The following is a 22,517-nucleotide window of genomic DNA, read 5'->3' as shown; positions in this document are numbered from 1 at the left end:
CGCAAGGCTAGGCCAATGGCTTGCCGCAGTGCCCGCAAAGGGGAAACCAGAGGACAAGCTAGCGCCGGCGGGGCCGGCGCCACTGCGTCACTAAGACAGCAGCGCGATCAGGCTTCAGCGATCAGGAAGCGTGCGCGGTTCTTACCCAGCCATGCCGGTGCGCGGCCACGGCCCGTCCAGGTGGCGCCGGTCTTGGGATCGCGATACTTCGGGGGCAGGCTGGCCTTGGGCTTGGCCGCGGCGCCATTCGCGCTGGCGGCCGGGCGGCCCCGGCGGCGCTTCGGGGCGATGTCGTCGGCCGTCAGTTCGTATTCCGCCATCAGGCCCTGGATCTGTGCAATAACGCCCGCCACTTCGCTGGCACGCATCTCGGCCAGCTTTGCTTCGAGCGCTTCCTTCTCTGCAATCAGCTGCTTGTAAGTTGCCATTTTGATTCTCCTGGAGCGGTGTTAATTCAATGATAGGGAAGATTTGCTGGCATAGCCTACCACGTTTGATTAAAGAAAATCCAATCACGTAAGAAGTTGATACACCCGACCAAATTTCTACAAGAATTGAAAACGCCGTGGACACGCCCAATGCGGGTGCGATTGGATGCCGGATTCGTGCGCGACGCGTCCGCATTCCGGATCGCAATTCGGGTTTCAGGTAATACCCTATACGCCGGATTTCTCTGCCATGCCATCGACGGCATTGGATCCCTTCATTGGCATGCGTCATAGCGGCGCACTCACTCAACAGCGCGATGACGCAATATGGCGACGTCCCGAAAGGCTTTTGAAAGGACGATGCCCCGCATGCATGGCAGCCGCAATCCCCGTACTGACAGGAAAGATGTATGGACAATGTGATAGGAAAGGCTGCCAGAACAGGCCTGGCTTTCCCAAATTTGCCCCCAACTGGATAAGCGCACGGGCGTGAAGTTAAGCAATATCCACTTTTTATCGCAAGCCGGCAGGCATCCACTGCGCAACGCGCGCCCTATTCTTGATGCCTGACATTCAAGCCCGGCCAATCATCAACAAGCAGGAAATGGCAATCAGCCAGCGCGACGCAAGCCCCGGCGGACCGGCTCAGGCACCGCGTTTGATAGGGTGCATTCGCGCTTGCGGATTCAAGTGCCCACTGTCTTTCCAATAGGAGCCGGATTGCGCCCCAGGAAAAGACCGAGTGGATTTTTCCTTTCCTTGCCGACCGAGCCGGCAATACCGTGCAAAGCGCGCCATTCCAAAGAGAGCTGGCGACGCCAAAATTGGGGAATACACCATGCCGCATAGTCCGGTGGAAATCCCTGAGACGCCGATAGTGCCGCGCGAGTTCCGCCGCTTCTTGCATGCTGACGGGCATGGCCGTGGCTGCTGCCTTGATGACAGCCTGCGCCAGCAGGCCCGATCCGGCCGCACGCGCACCGTCCCAGGCCTTTGGCCACACCGCCGACACGCGCCTGGGACAATCGATGACCGCCGATAACCAGCTCACGGTACATGAGCGTACTCCAGCATGTCGGCCAAAGCCTGCTGCGGCTATTGCCGCTGCAGGATGAACTGTAGTGGCAATCCACGCCACCCCCGCACTGGACGAAGCCGCCTTTCACGAAAATCATCGCCTCGACATAAGGGGAATGCATCGGCGCGATCCTTTGCGAATTGGCCTTTGACGTTATTCCTTTATCTTGGCTTGCCAGTCTTTAGATGGCGTGCCGCCACCCGGATCGGCCGGCATTGCGTGCTCATGCATGGATCATGCAACGGCTTGATAAACTGTTCGCCATGCCCGTCAATGCCAGCACGCTTTCACCCGAACAAAACCAAGGCACCAAATGGACCTGAACGCCTTACGCCTTTTCGTGGACATCGTCGACGCTGGCAACCTCTCGGCTGCCGCGCGCAAGCTCAAGATGACCCGCGCCAACGTGAGCTACCACCTGAAGGCGCTGGAAGAAGCGCTGGGCGTGCAGTTGCTGCGCCGGACCACCCGGCATGTCGAGCCCACGCCCGTCGGCGCCGGCCTGTACGAGCACGGCCGCAACATCCTCGGTGAAGTGGCGGCGGCCAACGCGCTGATCACCAGCATGGGCAAGAGCCTGCAAGGCCACGTGCGCTTGTCGGTGCCCACCGGGCTGGGGCACTCGATGCTCTCCCCGCTGCTGGTGAAGTTCAAGCACCGTTATCCCGACATCACCCTCGATGTGGTGTTCGACAACCGCATCCACAACCTGGTGTCCGAAGACGTGGAGGTGGCACTGCGCATCATCTCCACGCCACCGGACTCGGTGGTGGCAACCGAGATCGGCGTGGTCGAATGGGTGGTGTGCGGATCTCCCGGCTACCTGGCCACACAACCGCCGCTGCGCGACCTGGCCGATCTCAAGGACCACGCCATCGTCTGCGCCTCCCCCATCGGCCAGAAGCTCAAGGCCTTCGGCACGCGCGGCACCGGCAAAGACGCCGTGCGCGAGCAAGTGGCGCTGGAGCCCACGCTGAGCTCGGAGAATTTCGCCTTCCTGAAGGACGGCGTGCTAGGCGACATTGGCCTGGGCATCTTCCCGCTCTACGCCATCGGCGCGGAACTCGACGCGGGCACCTTGCTGCCCGTACTGGCGGATTACCACATCAGCGTGTTCGGCAGCCGCCTCTACATGCTGACCATGCCCAACCGCTACCAGACCATGGCCACGCGCTACCTGCTGAACTTCCTCAAGACCGAACTGCAGGCCTTGTGGCCGCAACCGCGCCAGGTGCCACCCGCGGATGCGCACGACGAGGCATGATGCGCTAAGCGGGGCACCCCGGCGCCAAGGGCACCGTCTATAGTAGGAAGCGCAGGGGCCGCCGCGGCCCTGAGCGCAACGTACAGCGAAGGAGACGCATCATGGCCTTGGCTACCACCCTGGCAAATTGCCTCAACAGCAGGAACAGCCGTTTCGACACCATCCGCCATCCCTACACCCTCAGCAGCATGGCCACTGCGGAGGCAGCGCACGTTCCCGGAGATCGCTTGGCCAAGACCCTGTTGCTGGAGGATGACATCGGCTACGTAGCCGCCGTGATCCCGTCCAGCCATCACCTGAACCTGGCGGCCATCTGCGCGCAAAGCGGGCGCACGCTGGTACTGGCCCACGAGGACGAGATCCGCGAAGTCTTCAAGGATTGCGACCTGGGCGCCATCCCGCCGGTAGCCATGGCCTACGGCATGCACACCTACCTCGACGACGCCCTGCTGGCCCAGCCCGAAGTGTTCTTCGAAGCCGGCGATCACCAGCAACTCGTGCACATGAGCGGCGACCAGTTCGCCGACCTGATGGCCGGCGCCGAGCACGGGCGCTTCTCGCGCCACATGATGTAGCGGGCAGTCTTTGGTTAGTTTTCCGGTATCAGGCAGCAGCCTCTCTCCCGCTGCGCGGGAGAGAGGCGCACGACAACGCAGATCCGGCTTGGTCGGCAAGCCGAGGCACCCGGCCCGCCGGGTGTTTTTTTAAGCCTCGCGCCAGTGGCCTTACTGCAGGCTGATCCCCGACTGCTTCACCAGCTTCTCCGTGCGCGGGATTTCCGCGCCTACCATGGCGTTGAACTCGGCCACCGAACCACCGCGCGGCTCCGCGCCGGTTGCGGCGAGCTTCTCGCGAAAGCCTTGGTCCTTGAGCAGCTTGTTGATCGAGACATTCAACTTGGCAACCACCTCGGCCGGTGTTCCCTTCGGCGCGACGATCCCATACCAGGGCGCGATATCAAAGCCCGGATAACCCTGCTCGGCAATCGTGGGAATATCCGGCGCCATCGGCGAGCGCCTGGCGTTGGACACACCCAGTGCGCGCAGCTTGCCCGCCTTCACATACGGCAACCCCGTCATGATGGTGTCGAAGTACATCGATACCTGCCCGGATAGCAGCGCGGGAATCGCCTCACCCGCGCCTTTGTACGGCACATGGACGATATCGATGCCCGCCAAGGCCTTGAGCATCTCGCCTGCCATATGCGACGTGGTGCCCGCACCAAACGAGGCATAGGTCAGCTTGCCCGGATTGGCCTTGGCGTAAGCGATCATTTCCGGCAGCGTCTTGAAGGGCAGGCCCGGGCTGGCCAGCAGGATATTGGGCGTGATGGCCACTACCGCTACCTTCTCGAAGGCGTCCGGATCGTAGCTGAGCTTCTTGTAGAGGAAGCGATTGGTCACCATGGAGGCGGGACCCGACATCAGCAAGGTGTAGCCGTCGCCAGGCGCGCGCGCGGCGGCCTCGCTGCCGATCATGGCCGCGGCACCTGGCCGGTTCTCCACGACGAAGGTCTGGCCGTATTCGCGGCCCAGGCCGATGCCGAGCTGGCGCGTGATGAGATCGGTCGCGGAGCCTGCCTGGAACGGCACGACGATGCGCACGGGTTGGGTGGGCCAATCGTGCGTGGCTTGTGCAAACGCCTGCGAGGTGGCAATGAGGCCGGTGGCCAGCATGGTGGCCAGCGCGATGGCGCCGGTGCGGTGTTGGAGCAAACGGAAGGACATGGGATTCCTTGCTTTTTGGAAGTGAGTCGTCGTGGTGGGAGCGACGGGCGATGCGTTTGAATTGCAAGTGCTGTGCCATCCGGTGCGGGACGGAATCTGGGTGCGCGCGGACGCGACGGGGCCGCCCCCGCCGTTACCGTGGTGTTGGGTTGGCTAGCGCACCGCGATGGTTAGCGCCGCTTCGGGCCGCGGTGCATCCTGCTTGTGCGGCGCACTGGTTTGGACTGATCCGGGACGGCTCCAGAGCCGCCGCGGATCATGCGCTCACGCCACCAGCCTGTGCCACCATCGCGCCAAGCAGCACATTGGCGCCGGCTTCCAGGTGCTCGGGCTTGGCATCTTCCACTTCGTTGTGGCTGATGCCGTCCTTGCACGGGACAAAGATCATCGCGGTGGGCGCCACCGTGGCGATATACACAGCGTCATGCCCGGCGCCGGTGACGATGTCCTGGTGCGTGTAGCCCAGCGCCGCCGCTTGCTGGCGCACGTGGCCCACCAGTTCCGGCGCAAATGGCGTGGGCGGGAAATACTGCACGTCTTCGACCCGCACGCCGAGCGGGTTGCCGGTGGTCTTGCCTTGCGCGAGTGCGTCGCAGGCTGCGCGCAGGCGGGCGTCCATCTCGGCCAGCTTGCCGGCATCCTGGTGGCGCAGGTCCACCGTGAACTTCACCGTGCCGGGAATCACATTGCGCGAGGCCGGATGGACATCGAGCACGCCCACCGTGCCGCGCCCGTGCGGCGCGAAATCATGCGCGATGCGCACCACCTCCTGCAGGATGAACGACGCGCCGTACAGCGCATCGCGGCGCAGCGGCATCGGCGTGGGGCCGGCATGGGCTTCCATGCCGGTCACGGTCACGTCGTACCAGCGCAGCCCTAGCGAGCCAGTCACCACGCCGATCACGTTGTCGGCGTCTTCCAGCACCGGGCCTTGCTCGATATGCGCCTCGAAATACGCGCCAATCTCGCGGCCGCCAACTTCGGCGCTGCCGGCGTAGCCGATGGCACGCAGCTCATCGTCCACGCGCTTGCCGTCGTTGTCGGTAGCGTCCAGCGCGGTCTGCAGCGGGAAGATGCCGGCGAACACACCCGAGCCCATCATCACCGGCACGAAGCGCGTGCCTTCCTCGTTGGTCCAGATTGCCAGTTCCAGCGGCGCCTCGGTCTGCACGCCTTGGTCGTCAAGGGTGCGCATGACTTCCAGCCCGGCCAGCACGCCAAAGCAGCCGTCGAACTTGCCGCCGGTCGGCTGGGTATCGATATGGCTGCCGGTCATGACGGGAGGCAGGCTTTCGTTGCGCCCCGCGCGGCGGCCGAAGATATTGCCGACCTTGTCGACCGTGACGGTGAGGCCGGCATCGCGCATCCAGCCCGTGACCAGGTCGCGGCCCTGGCCGTCGAGCGCGGTGAGCGCCAGGCGCGCATTGCCGCCGCGCGGCGTGGCGCCGATGCGGGCCAGCGCCATCAGCGACTGCCACAGGCGCTCGCCATTGATCTTCAGTGTCGTCATCTCGGCTCTCCTTGTTCGAGCGGAATCGGTTAGCGCAAGGGTTGCGGCCTGCGGCTCAGGCCATGGCAGGCACGAGGCCCGACAGGAAGGAATCGAGCGCCGGGCCGATTGCCTCGACCTCATAGCCGCCTTCCTGCACCACCACCGTGGGCACACCCAGCGCATTGACGCGCTCGCCGATGCCGCGATAGGCGTCCAGCCCCACGCGCAGCACGCTGATGGGATCGTGGATATAGGTGTCGAAGCCCAATGCCAGCACCAGTGCCTGCGGGCGATAGTCGCGCAGGGCATCAAGCGCGTTGTCGAGCGCGCCGAGGAAGCCGGCGTCCTCGGTGCCATGCGGCAGCGGGAAGTTCAGGTTGTAGCCGTAGCCCGCGCCATAGCCGCGCTCAAAGGCATAACCGGTATAGAAGGGGTAGTACGCGCTCGGGTCGGCGTGCAGGGAGATCGTCATCACGTCGGAGCGCTGGTAGAAGATCTGCTGCGTGCCGTCGCCATGGTGCGCGTCCACGTCGAGCACCGCCACCTTGTTGAAGCGCTTGAGCAAGGTCTCGGCGGCGATGGCTGAGTTGTTGACGTAGCAAAAGCCCACCGCGCGGTCGCTGTGCGCATGGTGGCCGGACGGGCGCGACAGCGAGTAGGCGATGCCCTGCCGGTCCTGCTGCTCGCACACGTACTGCGCGGCCGCCACGGCGCTGTGCGCGGAGCGCAGGATCGAGCGCCAGCTCTGCGGCCCGAGCGGCGCGCTCAGGTCACCGAGGTAATAGCCGGCCTGCGCAATGATGGAATCCGTCGGGCACGGCACGCGGCGGGGCTGGTCCACGCGGCCGTTGTAGTAGGGCGAGAGATTGGGCAGCACTTCGATGCCCGGTTCGAACCCGGGCCGCGCCAGCGCCATCCAGCGCTCGTACGCATAGCCGAGAAAATCGAGATACGCCGGGCTGTGCACGGCCTCCAGCGGCGCGCGGCCAAAGTCGGCCGGCTCGGCCAGGGTGATGCCGCGCCCGGCCAGCGCGCGTCGCAGCGCGTGGGCCCGGGCGGGCACATCGGTGGGTTCGCACAGGCGGCCCGCACGCATGAACTGGCGGGGCTGGTGCAGCAGTTGGTCATCCGAGAAGAAGGCGCGCATGATGGCTTTTTTGAAGGTGAGGCTCACGTTTCCCGGCCGCTGGGGAGAGAGGAGCTACGCCCGCGTTGAATTTCGCGCGGGCGGCTGAGCAGCGGTCTGCTTAATTTCGATCTCCACGAACACGCATTCGCCTTCGTGCGCGTTGATCACGTTGTGCTCAACGCCCGCCCCGCGGTAGTAGGCGCGGCCCGCCACGAGCTGGCTGACGACTTCGCCTTCCGGCGTCTCCAGCCGCAGCGCGCCGGTGGTCATCGGCACCACCACATAGTCGTAGCCGTGGCGGTGATGCCCGGTCTGCGCGCCCGGCGCAAAGCGCCACTCGGTGATGACCACGCGGTCGTTGTCGACCTGCACGGTGGGTACGGCCTGGGGTCTGTTCATGGCGGTCTCTCCTGAAAACGCGTTGCGTTGTGGCGGGGGCTTAGCGGTCCACGCCGCCCATGCAGAGGTACTTGACCTCCAGGTATTCCTCGATGCCGTAGGAGGAGCCTTCGCGGCCCAGGCCGGATTGCTTGACGCCGCCGAACGGCGCCACCTCGTTGGAGATCAGGCCGGTGTTGATGCCCACCATGCCGTACTCCAGCGCCTCGGCCACGCGCCAGATGCGTCCGATGTCGCGGCTGAAAAAGTACGAGGCCAGGCCGAACTCGGTATCGTTGGCCATGTTGACCACTTCTTCGTCGCTGGTGAAGCGGAACAGCGGCGCGAGCGGGCCGAAGGTTTCCTGCTTCGCCACCACCATGTCCGGCGTGACATCCGCCAGCACGGTGGGCTCGAAGAACGTGCCGCCCAGGCTGTGGCGCTTGCCGCCCGTGAGTACGCGTGCGCCCTTGGCCAATGCGTCGGCAATGTGCTGCTCCACCTTGGCGACCGCGTCTTCATTGATCAGCGGGCCTTGCAGCACGCCGGGCTCGATGCCGTGGCCGACCTTGAGCTTCTGCACCGCGGCGACCAGCTTCCCGGCGAAGGCGTCGTACACCTTGTCATGCACGTAGAGGCGGTTGGCGCAGACGCAGGTCTGGCCGGCGTTGCGGTACTTGGACGCCATGGCGCCTTCCACCGCGGCGTCCAGGTCCGCGTCGTCGAACACGATGAAGGGCGCGTTGCCGCCGAGCTCCAGCGACAGCTTCTTGATGGTGGGCGCCGACTGGCGCATCAGGATGCGGCCCACTTCCGTGGAGCCGGTGAAGCTGAGCTTGCGCACCACCGGGCTGCCGGTCAGCTCGCCGCCGATCTCGATCGAGCTGGCGGCGTCGCCCGTCACCACGCTCAGCAGGCCGGCGGGCAGGCCCGCGCGCTCGGCCAGCAGTGCCAGCGCGAGCGCCGACAGCGGCGTGTCTTCAGCGGGCTTGAGCACCATGGCGCAACCGGCCGCCAGCGCGGGGCCAGCCTTGCGGGTGATCATGGCCAGCGGGAAGTTCCACGGCGTGATGGCCGCGCACACGCCAACCGGCTCCTTGACCACCAGCAGGCGCTTGTCGGACGCGGGCGTGGCCAGCACGTCGCCGTGAACGCGCTTGGCTTCCTCGGCGAACCATTCCAGGAAGGATGCGGCGTAGACGGCTTCGCCACGGGCCTCGGCCAGCGGCTTGCCCTGCTCGGTGGTCATCAGCAACGCCAGGTCGTCGGCGTTTGCCAGCATCAGGTCGTACCAGGCGCGCAGTACCTGGGCACGCTCGCGGGCCGTCTTGCGGCGCCAGGCGGCCTGCGCCACGCGGGCCGCCTCGATGGCGCGGGTGGTCTCGGCCGCGCCCATCAGCGGCACGGTGCCGATCAGCGCGCCGTCGGCGGGATTGGTGACGGGGAAGGTGGCGCCGCTGTCGGCGTTCTGCCACTGGCCGCCGATAAACGCTTGCGAGCGCAGCAGGCTCGGGTCCTTGAGTTGCATGATCGTTCGGTCTCTCTATCTATCTGTGGCTTGTTCGTAGATTGGTTCGCAGATCTGCTCGTGGTTCAGCGCGTGAGCACGTCGGCCAGGATATCCAGCCCTTCGTTCATCACCGCATCGGAAATCGTCAGCGGGAACAGGAAGCGGATCACGTTGCCGTACACGCCGCAGGACAGCAGCAGCAGGCCCTGCTCCAGCGCGCGGTTCTGCACCTCGCGCGTGAACTCCGCATCGGGCGCGCCATCGGCACGGCAGAACTCCACCGCCACCATCGCGCCCAGGCCGCGAATCTCGGCGATCTGCGGCACGCGCGGCTTCAGGGCTTCCAGCCGCTCGACCAGGCGCTGGCCGAGCGCCGCACCGCGCGGGATCAGTTGCTCTCCCTCCAGGACGTCCAGCACCGCCAGCGCGCAGGCCACCGCCAGCGGGTTGCCGGCATAGGTGCCGCCCAGGCCGCCGGGCGCGGGGGCGTCCATCACTTCGGCACGGCCACACACCGCCGACAGCGGCATGCCGCCGGCCAGGCTCTTGGCCATGGTGGTGAGGTCGGGCGCCACGTCGTAGTGCTCCATGGCGAACAGCTTTCCGGTGCGGCCGAAGCCGGTCTGCACTTCATCGGCGATCAGCAGGATGCCGTGCTCGTCGCAAATGGCGCGCAGCGCCTTGACGAAGTCCGGCGGCGCCACATTGAAGCCACCCTCGCCCTGCACCGGCTCGAAGATGATGGCGGCCACGCGCTTGGGATCCACGTCGGCCTTGAACAGGTGCTCCATCGCCTTGAGCGAATCCTCCACCGACACGCCATGCAGCGCGCACGGGTACGGCGCATGGAAGACCTCGCCCGGGAACGGGCCAAAGCCCACCTTGTACGGCACGACCTTGCCGGTCAGCGCCATGCCCATCATGGTGCGGCCGTGGAAGCCGCCGGAGAAGGCAATGACACCGGGGCGGCCGGTAGCGGCGCGGGCGATCTTGATGGCGTTCTCCACCGCCTCGGCGCCCGTGGTGAAGAAAGCGGTCTTCTTGGCGCAGCGGCCTGGCGCGCGCTGGTTGATCCGCTCGGCCAGCTCGATATAGCTGGCGTACGGCACGATCTGGTAGGCGGTGTGCGTGAAGCGCTCCAGCTGGCGTTGTATGGCTTCGACCAGGCGCGGGTGACGGTGGCCGGTGTTGAGCACGGCGATGCCGGCGGCAAAGTCGATATAGCGCTTGCCTTCCACGTCCCAGATCTCCGAGTTCTCGGCACGCTCGGCGTAGAAGTTGCACATCACGCCAACGCCACGGGGCGTGGCGGCATCCTTGCGGCGAACCAGTTCGGCATTCTTCATCTGTTGCTCCATCTTGAATAGCGGTAGTGCTGTCGGGGTTGTACGGTTGGCGCGTACTCGCACCGGGTTCAAGCCGCGGCGCGAATCAGCGTCGGATCCCACTCTTTTCCGGGAATCGCGGCAATCAGGCGCTGCGTGTACGCATGCTGTGGCGCGTCGAAGATCTGGTCGGGCGGGCCGGACTCCACTACGCGGCCCTTGTGCATCACGATCACGTGGTGGCAGATCTGGGCGGCCACGCGCAGGTCGTGGGTGATAAAGATCAGGCCGATGTTCAGCCGCTTCTGCAGGTCGCCCAGCAGCTGCAACACCTGCGCCTGCACCGAGACATCCAGCGCGGAGACGGACTCGTCGGCCACCAGCAGCTTGGGATCCAGCGCCAGCGCGCGCGCAATGCCGATGCGCTGGCGCTGCCCGCCGGAGAACTGGTTGGGGTAGCGATCGAACGCGGAAGGCTCCAGGCCAACCAGCTGCAGCAGCTCGCGCCCGCGCGCCTGGGCCTTTGCCAGCGGCACGCCGTTGGCGACGGGGCCGTCGGTGATGATGCGGCCAACCGTATGGCGCGGGTTCAGCGAGGCGAACGGATCCTGGAAGATCATCTGCACATCGCTGCGCAGGGGGCGGAACTGCCGCTCCGTAAGGCGCGCGATGTCCTGGCCGTCGAACAGCAGCTCGCCGCCGTCGATGCCGGTCAGCTTCAGCAAGCATTTGCCGATGGTGGACTTGCCCGAGCCGGATTCACCGACGATGCCGAGCGTCTGGCCGCGCCGAACGCTGAAGCTCACGCCGTCCACGGCATTGACCACGCGCTTCTTGCTGAACAGCCCACCGCCCGAGGAATATGTCTTGCGCAGGTCGCGCACTTCCAGCACGGTCTGGGCCACGTCCAGGTCGCGCGCCTTGGCGCGGCCATGCGGCACGGCACTGATCAGGCGGCGCGTGTAGGCATGCTGCGGATGGTTGAGCACTTGCTGCACCGGGCCCACCTCCACCAGCACGCCCTTCTCCATCACTGCCACGCGGTCGGCGATTTCCGCCACCACGCCGAAATCGTGCGTGACGAACATCACGCCCATGCCCTTCTCCGCCTGGATGCGCTTGATCAGCGCCAGGATCTGGGCCTGCGTGGTCACGTCCAGGGCCGTGGTGGGCTCGTCGGCGATCAGCAGCGCCGGCTCCAGGGCCAGCGCCATGGCGATCACCACGCGCTGGCGCTGCCCGCCCGACAGACGGAACGGATAGCTGTCGATCAGCGTGGCCGGATCGGGCAGGCCGACGAACTCCAGCAGCTCCAGCACGCGCTTGGTCCGCGCCTCGCCGGGGTAGGCATCGTGCACGCGCATGACCTCGGCGATCTGGTCGCCCACGGTCATCACCGGGTTAAGCGCGGACAACGGCTCCTGGAACACCATGGCCATGGCCTTGCCGCGCATGGACAGCAGGGTCTGCTCATCCTGCGCGAGCAAGTCCTTGCCCTGGAACAGGATCTGGCCGCCCTGCGGCTTCAGGTACGGCGGCAGCAGGCCCATGATGGCGTTGGCGCTCATCGACTTGCCCGAGCCGGATTCGCCGACGATGCAGAGGATCTCGCCGGCGTGCAGGTCGTAGCTCACATCCTTCACCGCGTGCGCGCGGTCGCCACCGGTGGGCAACGCAATGGTGAGGTCGCGCACGGATAGCAGCGGTAGCTTGTCTTGTGCTTGCATGGTGGCGTATTCCTTGTGCTTGATCGTGCTTACTTGTGCTTACTCGCCACGGCGGCGCAGTTGCGGGTTCATGGCGTCGTTCAGGCCTTCGCCGATCAGGTTGATGGACAGCACCGTCAGCAGGATGGCCACGCCGGGCCACACACTCATCCACCAGGCTTCGCGGATCATGGTACGGGCCGCGCCGATCATGAAGCCCCAGCTCATCATGTTGCGGTCGCCCAGGCCCAGGAAGGACAGCGCGGATTCCGTCAGGATCGCGGTGGCCACCATGAAGGACGCCGACACGATGATGGGCGACATGGCGTTGGGCAGGATCTGGGTGAGGATGATGCGCAGCGGCTTTTGCCCGATCACCACCGCCGCCTGCACGAACTCGCGCTGCTTGAGCGTGAGGAACTCGCCACGCACCAGGCGTGCCACCGGCGGCCAGGACACCACCGAGATGGCCGCCACGATGGAGTAGATGGTGGGATTGAAGATCGCCACGATCACCACCGCCATCGCCAGCTGCGGGATGGTCTGGAAGAACTCGGTGAAGCGCATCAGCGCGTCGTCGATGCGCCCGCCGCAGTAGCCGGCTACCGACCCGATCAGGATGCCGAACACCAGCGCCACGCCAGTGGAGATCACGCCCACCAGCAGCGAGACGCGCGCGCCGTACAGCATGCCGGCGGTGATGTCGCGCCCGAGCATGTCGGTGCCAAAGGGAAAGGCCGCTTCGGCAAACGGGCGCACCAGCGGATCGCCCACCATCAGCCAGGGCGACTCTTCGTACAGCACCGGCGCCAGCAGCGCCACGGCCACCACCAGCAGCAGCACGACCAGGCCGATCACGGCGCCGTAGTTGCGGCAATAACGTTGTGCGAAGGCTTTCATGCCGTGGCTCCCTTGCCGCCCACCGAGATGCGGGGGTCGATGAAGCGGTAGACGATATCGGTCACCAGGTTGAAGAACACAACCAGCGCCGAGGTGACAAAGAAGATGCCGAGCAGCAACTGGTAGTCACGCTGCAGCAGGGCATCGAACATCAGCCGGCCGATGCCCGGCCAGGAGAACACGGTTTCGGTCAGCACCGCGCCGCCTGCCATCTGGCCGAGCTGGATGCCGGCAAAGGTGATGACCGGCAGCAGCGCGTTGCGCAGCACGTGCACGCGGATCACGCGGCCGGCGGGCACCCCCTTGGCGCGCGCGGTCTTGACGAAGTCCATGCCCATCACCTCCAGCATCGAGGCACGCGTCAGGCGCACATACACCGCCATGAAAAAGCAGCCGAGCGAGATGGTGGGCAGGATCATGTGCAGCGCCACGTCCTGCACGCGCGCCATGCCGGTATAGCCCGCGCCGATGGTTTCCATGCCGAAGGCAGGCAACCAGCCGAGCACCACCGAGAACAGGATGATGGCCATCAGCGACAGCCAGAACAGCGGCGTGGCATACAGCAGCAGCGCCGCGGACATCACCGCGCTGTCGATCCAGCGCCGCTTGTTCTCGTAGCGCGTGCGCGCCGAGATCACGCCCAGGAACACGCCAAGCACGAGGGAGAACACAAAGGCGCCGCTCATCAGCACGATGGTGGCGGGCAACCGGTCCAGGATCAGGTCGAGCACCGGCAGGTGATTGCGATAGGAGTAGCCTAGGTCGAGCTTGGCCACGCCCTTGAGGTAGATGCCAAGCTGCGTGAGCACCGGCTGATCGAGCCCGAACTGCTGGCGCAACTGGCCGACGAAGGCGGCATCGCCGGCCCCGGCCTCACCCGCCAGCACGGTGGCAGGGTCGCCAGGCGCCATGCGGATCAGGAAAAAATTGATGATGACCACGCCGAGGACGACCACGAGGGCCTTCCACAGTCGGGATAGCAGGAAAGAGAGAAAATTCACGGCATGCTCCACACGGGCAAACGCTGGGCCCGGGCCGGCCGCGCCATCGTTGCGTATCCCGCGCAGCAAACACGGGAAACGCAGCGGCGACGGAGGTGGCCGGCACCATCTCGCGCGCGCCGGGCGGAAGGCCTGGCGCGCGAACTTACTGGCTGCTTCAGTACTTCCGTACTCAGTTCTTCTCGATGGAAACGTTGTCGAACGACTCGTTCAGGCCGATGGCGGTGGTCACGAGGTTCTTCACGTTCTTGCGGTACAGCGTGGGGAACTCCAGCTCGAACAGGTTGCCCGCGGCCACTTCCGTCATCAGGATCTTCTGCACCTCGGTGTAGAGCTTCTGGCGCTCGACCGGATCCATGGTGACGCTGGCCTTGGCCCACAGCGCGTCCGCCTGCGGATTGCTATAGCCCTGCACGTTGGCGAACGGCGTGCCCTTGACGATGTTCTTGGTCACGTAGAGCCGCTCCACGCCCAACGCCGGATCGCCGTACTGGTAGGTGTAGGTGGCGGTCAGGTCGAAGTCCCAGTTGCTGACGCGGGCCGACCACGTACCGGCATCGGCCGATTCGATGCTGACCTTGAAGCCGAGCTGCTCCAGCATCTGCTTCATGTACTCGTCAAGACGGTCCCAGTTGGCGCCATAGGACGACGACAGGATCTTGACCGGGTACTGGCCCACATTGACGCCGGATTCCTTGATCAGCTCGCGCGCCTTCTTCAGGTTGAAGTCGTAGACCGGCGTGTTCTTGTCGAAGAACAGCGTGGCGGAGGCGAACGGGCTGACCGCCGGCTTGCCCATGCCGAAGAAGATGTTGTCCACGATCATCTTGCGGTTGAGCGCATGCATCACCGCCTCGCGCACCTTGACGTTGTTGAACGGCGGCTTGCGCATGTTCATCAGCAGGTTCGACATCGGCGAGAACAGCTCCCAGCCCTTGGTGGTGTAGTCCACATTGGGCAGCGCGCGCAGGCGCTTCACGTCCACGTTGTCCACGTCGCCGCCACGCAGCACCTGCACGTCGCCCTTCTCGAAGGCCACCGCGCGCGAGGCCGAATCCGGGATCACGTAGAACACCAGCTCATCCAGGTAGGGCTTGCCCTTCTTCCAGTAGTTGGGATTCTTGGCGAGCTTGATGTAGGCGCCCTTCTTCCACTCCTTGAACATGAAGGGGCCGGTGCCGACGGGCTTCTGGTTGGCCGGGTTGTTGCGGAAGTCCGTGCCTTCATAGATGTGCTTGGGCATCATCGGCATGGTGCCGGTCTCGAACATCGAGATAAACGGCGGGAACGCTTCCTTGAGCTTGATCTCGACCGTGCTGTCGTTCACGGCGCGGATCGATTCCATGTACTTGTTGAGCACCGCGCGCGTGCGCACATGCACTTCGCGCAGCATCTTGTCGATCGAGAACACCACGTCGGCGGAAGTGAAGGGCTTGCCGTCATGCCATTTCACACCGTTCTGCAGCTCGAACGTGTAGGTCAGGCCGTCCGGCGAGATCTTCCACGAATTGGCCAACTCCGGGCGCGGCTTGAGGTCCGGACCGTAGGTCAGCAGGCCCTGGTAGATCTTGCCGGCGATGTATTGCGTGGGGGCCTGCGAGTTCATCGCGCTGATCAGGATCGGCGGCTCGGGCTGCACGATGCCGGACAAGGTGCCGCCAACGGTCTGCGCAACGGCGCTGCCCGCGGGCAAGAGTACCGGTGCCAGGGCCAGGCCGGCGGTTGCCAGCGCCATCGACACCAGGCTTTTACCAAAGCTCTTTTTCAGGTGTTGGGTGAGGTGTTTCATCGGTCAGTTTCCTGTGGTGGTGATCGTGATCTGCGGAGTCGGAAGACGAACGCAAGGCGATTGGAAGGCGATCTGCTGCGTTGGCTTCAGGCGGTGGCCGGCTCTACGCCGCACCAGTCGTGCATGAACTGTGCGAGCGTGGTGGCAACCCGCACCATGCTCTCGATGGAAACCGACTCGTCGATGCCGTGGATGTTGCGGGCCTCGGGGCCGTAGCAGGTCACCGGCGTCTCCAGCATCAGGCGGAAGTGCCGCGCATCGGTGGTGGCGGTGGTGGCCTGGCGCCGTACCTCTTCGCCGTTGACTTTGCGGTGGGCCTCGCCAAGCGCCTGCATGCTGGGCACATCGAGATCGAACTCGCAGCCCGGTGCGTGGAAGCCTTCGTAGCGGATATTGAGCGTGAGGTTGCTGGCCAGTCGCTCCAGCGTGCCGCGCACGCAGGCTTCCACCCGCGCCTTGGCATCGGTCACGCTCATGGTCGGGTAGAAGCCGATGCGAATGCCGAGCGTGCAGGTGCAGGGCACCGACGAATTCCATTCGCCGCCCTGGATCTGGCCGAGGTTGAAGTTGATCGGGTGCGCGTGGTCGCGATAGACGGCGGGGCGGTTCTCCGGCAGGTTCCACTCGGCCTCGAGCTTGCGCAGGTCGGCCATCACCTCGATGCCGGCCTCCACCGGGTTCACGCCGGTGGTCATATAGGCGGCGTGCGCCGGGCGGCCGGTGAGCTCAACGAACATCCAGAACACGCCCATCTGCGCGCTCATCAGGCTCTCGCCCAGCGGCTCGGGAATCACCACGGTATCGAAGGACGCCAGCTTGCCGGCGCCCACCGCGCTGGCGAGCGCGGCCACGGTAGCCAGCGCGCCGTTGCCGGTGTTCTCTTCTTCGAGCACCGCGTTGAAGCCGACCGCGCCGGCGGGCTGCACGCCGAGATCCTTCAGCGCCTTATAGGCGGCGAGCGTGCAGATGATGCCGGCCTTCATGTCGCCCGCGCCGCGGCCGAACAGCCAGCCGTCCTCGACAAACGGTGCGTAGGGCGACTGGCGCCACATCGACTCCGGACCGGCGGGGACCACGTCCAGGTGGCCATTGAACAGCACAGAGCGGCCGCCCTTCTTCGCCGGGCGATGCGTGGCCAGCAGGTTGTAGCGGCCGCCATCCGGACAGCACGGCGGCGAGAACAGCGGCAGGTCCTTCAGCGTCTCGCTGCGCAGGTAGATGCGCTCCGGCTCCAGGCCGAGCTCGCGCAGCGCGCCCTCCATGAAGGCCACGGCCGGCTGTTCCTGCCCTGAGGGGCTGGGCGCCGCCACGAACGCCGACAGCGTACGGACCATGTACGGCTCGAGCGCGCGCACGGCGGCGGATATGGCATCGGTGGAAAGTGCGGGGGTAGCGGTGGGACGTTGCACTAGTTGCATCAAGTGGCTCCACTGGCTGTCCGGGGCGTGCGGTTGGAACATGCCCGGGGGGATCGAATCGGCCTGATCGGCAAAACGTCGTTGAGAAAAACGACGGTCGAAACAAGATGTGTCGAAACTTAGCCGATCATTGGTACCATACATAGATCCATATTTTTCTTTTCACGCGGGGCCACTTTGAAAGAGACGATTTTGTCGGAGCTGCTGTTGCAGCGTCTGGAGCGGCCCGCAGATGGTGCGGCGGATAAAAACGGCGCGCATATGAACCGCCAGCTCTACGAGATCATTCGCCAGGAAATCCTCGCTGGGTCTTTGGTTGCCGGTAGCAAGCTGCCTGCGTCGAGGCTGCTTGCGAAGGAGATAGGGGTTTCCCGCAATACCGTGCTCTATGCATTTGAGCAGTTGCTGGCAGAGGGTTATGTCACTGCGGCAAGCGGAAGTGGCACCTTCGTGTCGCAGAGTTTTCCCGACCATAGTGCATTGCACAACATCAGGGCGCAAAGTGGCACCATGCCAGTGCTCGCAGCGCAGCAAAATCCAAACCGCTTCACGCTTTCGCGGCGCGGGCAGCATCTGGTGTCGCATTCCGGTGCGTCCGATCGCCAATGGGGTGCCTTCGTCTCGGGCGTGCCCGACGTTTCGCTGTTTCCGCACGCTGTCTGGGCACGGTTGCTGAACAAGCACTGGCGTGCGCCCAAGCCCGAGCTACTGACGTATGCGCACAACGGTGGTTATATGCCGCTGCGCCGCGTGATGGCCGAACACCTGCGGCTGGTGCGTTCGGTGCGCTGCGAGCCCGAGCAGATCATCCTGACCACCGGCATCCACCAGGCCATCGACCTGATCGCCCGGCTGCTGGGCGACGTCGGCGACAAGGCCTGGATGGAAGACCCGGGCTATTGGGGCACGCGCAGCCTGCTCAACAGCGCCGGCATCGAGACCATTCCCGTGCCGGTGGATAGCGAGGGCCTGGCCCCGGACGCGGCCACGCTGCAGAACCCGCCGCGCTTTATCTTTGCCACGCCGTCCCACCAATATCCGCTCGGCATGGTGATGAGCCTGTCGCGCCGGCGCATGCTGCTGGAGTACGCGCGCCAGCGCGGCGCGTGGATCGTGGAGGACGATTACGACAGCGAATTCCGCTTCGAAGGCCGGCCGCTCGCCTCGCTGCAAGGATTGGACGAGCACGACCGCGTGATCTACATGGGCACGTTTTCCAAGACGCTGTTCCCCGGCCTGCGCATGGGATTCATGGTGCTGCCCAAGCCGCTGGCGCCGCATTTCGCAACAGGGCTGTCGGAGCTGTTCCGCGAGGGGCAACTGGTGCAGCAAGCGGTGCTGGCCGACTTTATCGAGGAAGGGCATTACGCCACGCATATCCGCCGCATGCGGCAACGCTACGCGCAGCGCCAGGGGCTGCTGCGTGAGGCCATCGCCACGCGCTTGGGCGCGGACTGGCCCACCTCCACGCATGAGGCGGGACTACACATGGTGATCCACCTGCCGCCGGGCGCCGACGACCTCGGCATCAGCATGGCGGCGCGCACCCAGGGCTTGTCGACACGGCCGCTGTCGCGCTATTTCGCGGACCCCGCGCGGGCGACCAACCAGGGCTTGCTGCTGGGGTATGCCTGCGTGCCGGACGACGAGATCGCGCCGGCCTTCCACAAGCTGGCGGAAGTGATCGAACCCGCGCTGGAGCATCTGGCGCGCACGCAGGCGCCGCGCCGTGCGCCGGTGGCGGGGATCAACCGGGAGGCCTGGAGCGGCGCTTGAGTGTGTCGATGCTAGAGCGGGCACAATAGCCACCATCCCCACCTGGAGCTGCCGACATGACCGTCGACAAAGACTACGCGCTGTTCGATGCAGGCACCGTGACGCTGCAATCCGGCCAGGCCTTCCCCGGCATGCAGCTCGCCTACAAGACCTTCGGCACGCTGAACGCCCGCAAGGACAACGTGATCGTCTACCCGACCTCGTTCAGCGCGCAACACTACGACACCGAATGGCTGGTCGCGCCGGGCGGCGTGCTGGACCCGGAACGCTACTTCGTCATCATCCCCAACCTGTTCGGCAACGGCCTGTCGGCGTCGCCGTCGAATGCCGCGGCACGGTTCGCGCCGGGCGCCTACCCCGCCGTCACCTACCACGACGCGGTGTCGGTGCAGCGCAGGCTGCTGCAGGAAGTATTCGGCATCGAGAAGATCGCACTGGTGTATGGCTGGTCGATGGGCGGCATGCAGGCCTACCACTGGGGCGCCTGCCATGCGGACATGGTCGAGCGGATCGCCGTGGTCTGCGGCAGCGCGCGTTGCTCCCCGTTCAACCAGGTCTTCCTCGAAGGCGTCAGGGCCGCGCTCACTGCCGATCCGGCATTCAAGGACGGCCGCTTCACGGAGCCGCCGCGCGCGGGGTATCGCGCCATGGGCCGCGTGTACGCCGGCTGGGCGCTGTCGCATGCGTTCTACCGCGACGAATTGTGGCGGCAATCGGGCTTTGCCTCGCTGGAGGATTTCCTGGCGAAGACCTGGGACGTCAATTTCGCGCGCCGCGACGCCAACGACCTGCTGGCGCAACTGTGGACGTGGCAGAACGGCGATATCAGCCGCTGCGACGCCTTCGGCGGCGACCTGGACCACGCGCTGGCGGCGATCAAGGCGCAGGTGCTGCTGATGCCAGGTCGCACCGATGCCTACTTCCAGGCGCAGGACAATGCCGCGGAAATCGGCAAGCTGACCGGCGCCCGTTCCGCCACGCTGCGGCCGATTCCCTCGGACTATGGGCACCGTGCCGGGAACCCGCACAATATCCCGGCCGATCGCGCCTTCCTGATCGAGGCGATCTCAGCGTTCATGGCGGCCTGAGCCCGCAAGGGCGCGACCCGATTGCGGCGATGGTGCCATCGTCACCAGCCCGATTGGCCCTTATCCCCGCGCCCATCCTCCCATAGCATAAGCACCCTTCTCCTTCACACGCACCGCACATGGCAAGCCCCGCTCCCCAAACCACCCCGTCCTCCGCCCTGCTTACGGAACTTGCCGCGCTGCTGGACGCGGCCGGCCTGCAAACGGGCGACGCCATCGAGACCCGCTTCCGCAAGGACTGGTATGCGCCGCTCGGCACCGTGCCGCCGCTGGCGGTGGTGCGCCCGCGCAATACGGAAGAGGTCGCGGCCGTGCTGGCGCTGTGCCACCGGCTGCGCCAACCCGTGGTGCCGCAAGGCGGGCTGACCGGCCTGGCCGGCGCGGCCACGCCCGAGGGCGGCGAGGTGGTGCTGTCGCTGGAACGCATGCGCGGCGTGGAAGAGATCGATGCGCAGGCCGGCACCATGACGGTCATGGCCGGCACCACGCTGCAAGCGGCACAGGAAGCCGCGCGTGCAGCCGGCTGGCTGCTGGCGGTGGACCTGGGCGCACGCGGCAGTTGCCAGATCGGCGGCAATATCGCCACCAACGCAGGGGGCAACCGCGTAATCCGCTACGGCATGATGCGCGACCAGGTGCTGGGGCTGGAAGCGGTGCTGGCCGACGGCACGGTGGTGTCGTCGCTCAACAAGATGCAGAAGAACAATGCCGGCTACGACGTGCGGCAGCTCTTCATCGGCAGCGAAGGCACGCTGGGCGTGATCACCCGGGCCGTGCTGCGGCTCGCGCCGCTGCCCTGCGCCACGCAGACAGCGCTGTGCGCGCTCGCAAGCTACGACGATGTGGTGCGCCTGCTGCGCCATGCGCAGCGCAAGCTCTCGGGGCGGCTGTCCGCCTTCGAGGTCATGTGGGCGGACTTCTACGGGCTAGTGACGACAAGAGTGCCCGGCGTGCGCGCGCCGCTGCCCGCCGGCCATCCCTTCTACGTGCTGCTCGACCTGCAAGGCAACGACGACGCGCAGGACGGGCCGGTCTTCGAAGGCATGCTGGAATCCGCGATGGAAGCCGGCCTGATCCAGGATGCTGCGGTCGCATCCAGCAACAAGGAAGCGCAGAGCTTCTGGCAACTGCGCGACGCGGTGGCCGAATTCCCGGTGATGTGGTCGCCCAATGCGGCCTACGACGTCAGCCTGCCGATCGGCCGCATCGGCGAATTCGCCGAAACGCTGCGCGCCCGCTTGCTGTCCGTGTGGCCGCATGCCGAGCCGGTCAACTTCGGCCATGTGGGCGACAGCAACCTGCACGTCAGCGTGTACCTGCCCGGCGCCACCGACCAGGACTTCCCCGAGCACGAGATCTCCGACCTGATGTACGGCGTGGTGCAGGAATTCAAAGGCAGCGTCTCCGCCGAGCACGGCATCGGCTTTCACAAGAAGCCCTACCTGCACTGCTCGCGCACGCCCGAGGAACTGGCGCTGATGCGGCTGCTCAAGCGCTCGCTGGACCCGCACAATATTCTTAGCCCGGGGCGGGTGTTTGATCTCGGTTGAAGACAGCGCAAGGCCACCGAAAGCGAGGGTGCGCGAGTGTGTTCAAGCAGCTTCGAGATCGCGTGGCGCGATCTGGGCGGCAATCTCCTTGCCGTGTTCGCGCTGAGCGATTTTCAGGTCATAAGCCAGCTGCAGGTTAAGCCAGGATTCTGCGTCACCGCCAAAGTAGCGTGCTAGCCGCATGGCGGTGTCTGGCGTAATTCCCCGTCGCTCGCGCACGATGTCGTTGATGCGGGCCGCGGTGACATGCAGCGCCACAGCAAGCGCATTGGCGCTCATGTCCAGAGGGGCGAGAAACTCCTCGCGGAGGATTTCGCCGGGATGGACCGGTCGCATACCATTTTGGAAACGGGCCATGGTGATCTCCTTTCAGTGATAGTCCACGATCTCGACGGCCTCCGGGCCATCGGGCGTCCAAGCAAAGCACACTCGCCACTGATCGTTGATTCGGATGCTGTGCTGTCCCTTGCGGTTTCCTCCTAGCGCTTCAAGCCGGTTGCCCGGCGGGGATCGCAAGAAATCGAGAGTGGCGGCGGCAGCAAGCATCTCCAGCTTGCGTTCAGCCGCCGCCCTGATGTTACCGCCAGCGGCTGCGCCGTGCCCTGGGCCAGCGCTGCGGGCATGTCCGCGGCTTGCGGGGCTTGCGTGGCGCAGCCGCCCGCGGCGAACGCGGCGAACGCGGCGAACGCGGCGGCTGGTGTCCCGTTCCGCTGATTCGTTCGCAAAGTCTGTTGAGCTTGGCGCAGGAATTGTAGGTTGGGGGAAGTGTGCGATGTGTATTGCTTGTGGCCCGCTGACGCGGGTTTTGGCGCTTGCTGGGCGGGGTTTTGATGCTTCTAGCTGCTGATGCAGAATAGCGTGAGTGGGCGGTGTTTTAGCGCTTCTAGCTGCTGTCGCGGCTGTACGGTGTTGGCCGTTTTAGAACGTGTGAGATGTCACTTTTCTTTACTCGTAAAGA

General features: G+C 65.4%; 19 protein-coding genes and 1 pseudogene. 5 read left to right on the top strand and 15 right to left on the bottom strand.

Annotated features, from left to right (window positions below; genetic code table 11):
* Positions 1 to 107: 107 nt before the first annotated feature.
* Positions 108 to 428, bottom strand: coding sequence for an H-NS histone family protein (locus tag ACYP5B_RS09655; protein WP_006159731.1), 321 nt, complete (start codon positions 426 to 428; stop codon positions 108 to 110).
* A gap of 553 nt (positions 429 to 981) precedes the next feature.
* Complete coding sequence (locus tag ACYP5B_RS09650) at positions 982 to 1,479, bottom strand: hypothetical protein (RefSeq protein ID WP_459569431.1); 498 nt, start codon at positions 1,477 to 1,479, stop codon at positions 982 to 984.
* A gap of 340 nt (positions 1,480 to 1,819) precedes the next feature.
* Between ACYP5B_RS09650 and ACYP5B_RS09645 the strand changes: the two genes are divergently transcribed.
* Both ACYP5B_RS09645 and ACYP5B_RS09640 read left to right on the top strand, forming a co-directional pair.
* Positions 1,820 to 2,770 (top strand): LysR family transcriptional regulator, encoded by a 951-nt coding sequence (locus ACYP5B_RS09645; protein ID WP_459569430.1) that lies wholly within the window; start codon positions 1,820 to 1,822, stop codon positions 2,768 to 2,770.
* A gap of 101 nt (positions 2,771 to 2,871) precedes the next feature.
* Positions 2,872 to 3,345 (top strand): aminoacyl-tRNA deacylase, encoded by a 474-nt coding sequence (locus ACYP5B_RS09640; RefSeq protein WP_318237031.1) that lies wholly within the window; start codon positions 2,872 to 2,874, stop codon positions 3,343 to 3,345.
* Positions 3,346 to 3,495: 150 nt separating this feature from the next.
* On the opposite strand, the gene ACYP5B_RS09635 is transcribed toward ACYP5B_RS09640, so the two are convergent.
* From ACYP5B_RS09635 to ACYP5B_RS09585, 11 genes are all read right to left on the bottom strand, one after another.
* The gene (locus tag ACYP5B_RS09635; RefSeq protein WP_400098461.1) at positions 3,496 to 4,497 is read right to left on the bottom strand and encodes a Bug family tripartite tricarboxylate transporter substrate binding protein; all 1,002 of its coding nucleotides are present in this window, start codon (positions 4,495 to 4,497) and stop codon (positions 3,496 to 3,498) included.
* A gap of 256 nt (positions 4,498 to 4,753) precedes the next feature.
* The gene (locus ACYP5B_RS09630) at positions 4,754 to 6,007 is read right to left on the bottom strand and encodes a Zn-dependent hydrolase (protein ID WP_400098459.1); all 1,254 of its coding nucleotides are present in this window, start codon (positions 6,005 to 6,007) and stop codon (positions 4,754 to 4,756) included.
* Between the two features lie 55 nt (positions 6,008 to 6,062).
* Positions 6,063 to 7,136, bottom strand: coding sequence for a histone deacetylase family protein (locus ACYP5B_RS09625; RefSeq protein ID WP_459569494.1), 1,074 nt, complete (start codon positions 7,134 to 7,136; stop codon positions 6,063 to 6,065).
* Positions 7,137 to 7,190: 54 nt separating this feature from the next.
* Positions 7,191 to 7,517 (bottom strand): cupin domain-containing protein, encoded by a 327-nt coding sequence (locus ACYP5B_RS09620; RefSeq protein WP_459569429.1) that lies wholly within the window; start codon positions 7,515 to 7,517, stop codon positions 7,191 to 7,193.
* A 40-nt stretch (positions 7,518 to 7,557) separates the two neighbouring features.
* Positions 7,558 to 9,024: an NAD-dependent succinate-semialdehyde dehydrogenase gene (locus ACYP5B_RS09615; RefSeq protein WP_459569428.1), complete on the bottom strand. Its 1,467-nt coding sequence runs from the start codon at positions 9,022 to 9,024 to the stop codon at positions 7,558 to 7,560.
* A 65-nt stretch (positions 9,025 to 9,089) separates the two neighbouring features.
* Entirely contained in the window at positions 9,090 to 10,352 is a 1,263-nt protein-coding gene (locus tag ACYP5B_RS09610; RefSeq protein ID WP_459569427.1) for a 4-aminobutyrate--2-oxoglutarate transaminase, read from the bottom strand.
* Between the two features lie 68 nt (positions 10,353 to 10,420).
* Positions 10,421 to 12,058 (bottom strand): ABC transporter ATP-binding protein, encoded by a 1,638-nt coding sequence (locus ACYP5B_RS09605; protein ID WP_318237796.1) that lies wholly within the window; start codon positions 12,056 to 12,058, stop codon positions 10,421 to 10,423.
* A gap of 39 nt (positions 12,059 to 12,097) precedes the next feature.
* Positions 12,098 to 12,937, bottom strand: coding sequence for an ABC transporter permease (locus tag ACYP5B_RS09600; RefSeq protein ID WP_035859582.1), 840 nt, complete (start codon positions 12,935 to 12,937; stop codon positions 12,098 to 12,100).
* Positions 12,934 to 13,938 carry an ABC transporter permease gene (locus ACYP5B_RS09595; protein WP_459569426.1) on the bottom strand — a complete coding sequence of 335 codons (1,005 nt, stop codon included), beginning with the start codon at positions 13,936 to 13,938 and terminating at the stop codon, positions 12,934 to 12,936. Before ACYP5B_RS09595 ends, ACYP5B_RS09600 begins: the two co-directional genes overlap by 4 nt.
* Positions 13,939 to 14,110: 172 nt before the next feature.
* Positions 14,111 to 15,727: an ABC transporter substrate-binding protein gene (locus ACYP5B_RS09590; RefSeq protein WP_459569425.1), complete on the bottom strand. Its 1,617-nt coding sequence runs from the start codon at positions 15,725 to 15,727 to the stop codon at positions 14,111 to 14,113.
* 86 nt (positions 15,728 to 15,813) lie between these two features.
* Complete coding sequence (locus ACYP5B_RS09585) at positions 15,814 to 17,145, bottom strand: ArgE/DapE family deacylase (RefSeq protein WP_459569424.1); 1,332 nt, start codon at positions 17,143 to 17,145, stop codon at positions 15,814 to 15,816.
* 177 nt (positions 17,146 to 17,322) lie between these two features.
* Between ACYP5B_RS09585 and pdxR the strand changes: the two genes are divergently transcribed.
* The 3 genes from pdxR to ACYP5B_RS09570 all read left to right on the top strand — a co-directional run bounded on the left by pdxR (position 17,323) and on the right by ACYP5B_RS09570 (position 21,559).
* Positions 17,323 to 18,921 (top strand): MocR-like pyridoxine biosynthesis transcription factor PdxR, encoded by a 1,599-nt coding sequence (gene pdxR / locus ACYP5B_RS09580; protein ID WP_459569423.1) that lies wholly within the window; start codon positions 17,323 to 17,325, stop codon positions 18,919 to 18,921.
* A 56-nt stretch (positions 18,922 to 18,977) separates the two neighbouring features.
* Complete coding sequence (locus tag ACYP5B_RS09575; RefSeq protein ID WP_400098444.1) at positions 18,978 to 20,009, top strand: alpha/beta fold hydrolase; 1,032 nt, start codon at positions 18,978 to 18,980, stop codon at positions 20,007 to 20,009.
* A gap of 119 nt (positions 20,010 to 20,128) precedes the next feature.
* Positions 20,129 to 21,559 (top strand): FAD-binding oxidoreductase, encoded by a 1,431-nt coding sequence (locus ACYP5B_RS09570; RefSeq protein WP_459569422.1) that lies wholly within the window; start codon positions 20,129 to 20,131, stop codon positions 21,557 to 21,559.
* Between the two features lie 42 nt (positions 21,560 to 21,601).
* On the opposite strand, the gene ACYP5B_RS09565 is transcribed toward ACYP5B_RS09570, so the two are convergent.
* On the bottom strand, positions 21,602 to 21,916 hold the full coding sequence (locus tag ACYP5B_RS09565; RefSeq protein ID WP_400098440.1) for a HigA family addiction module antitoxin: 315 nt from the start codon (positions 21,914 to 21,916) through the stop codon (positions 21,602 to 21,604).
* A gap of 12 nt (positions 21,917 to 21,928) precedes the next feature.
* Positions 21,929 to 22,138: pseudogene (locus ACYP5B_RS09560) on the bottom strand (type II toxin-antitoxin system RelE/ParE family toxin); the annotation flags it as partial.
* Positions 22,139 to 22,517 lie beyond the last annotated feature (379 nt).

This window comes from Cupriavidus sp. 8B (assembly GCF_054589115.1).
Note: the sequence above shows the minus strand (reverse complement) of the source record. Positions and strands in the feature narration are given on the sequence as shown.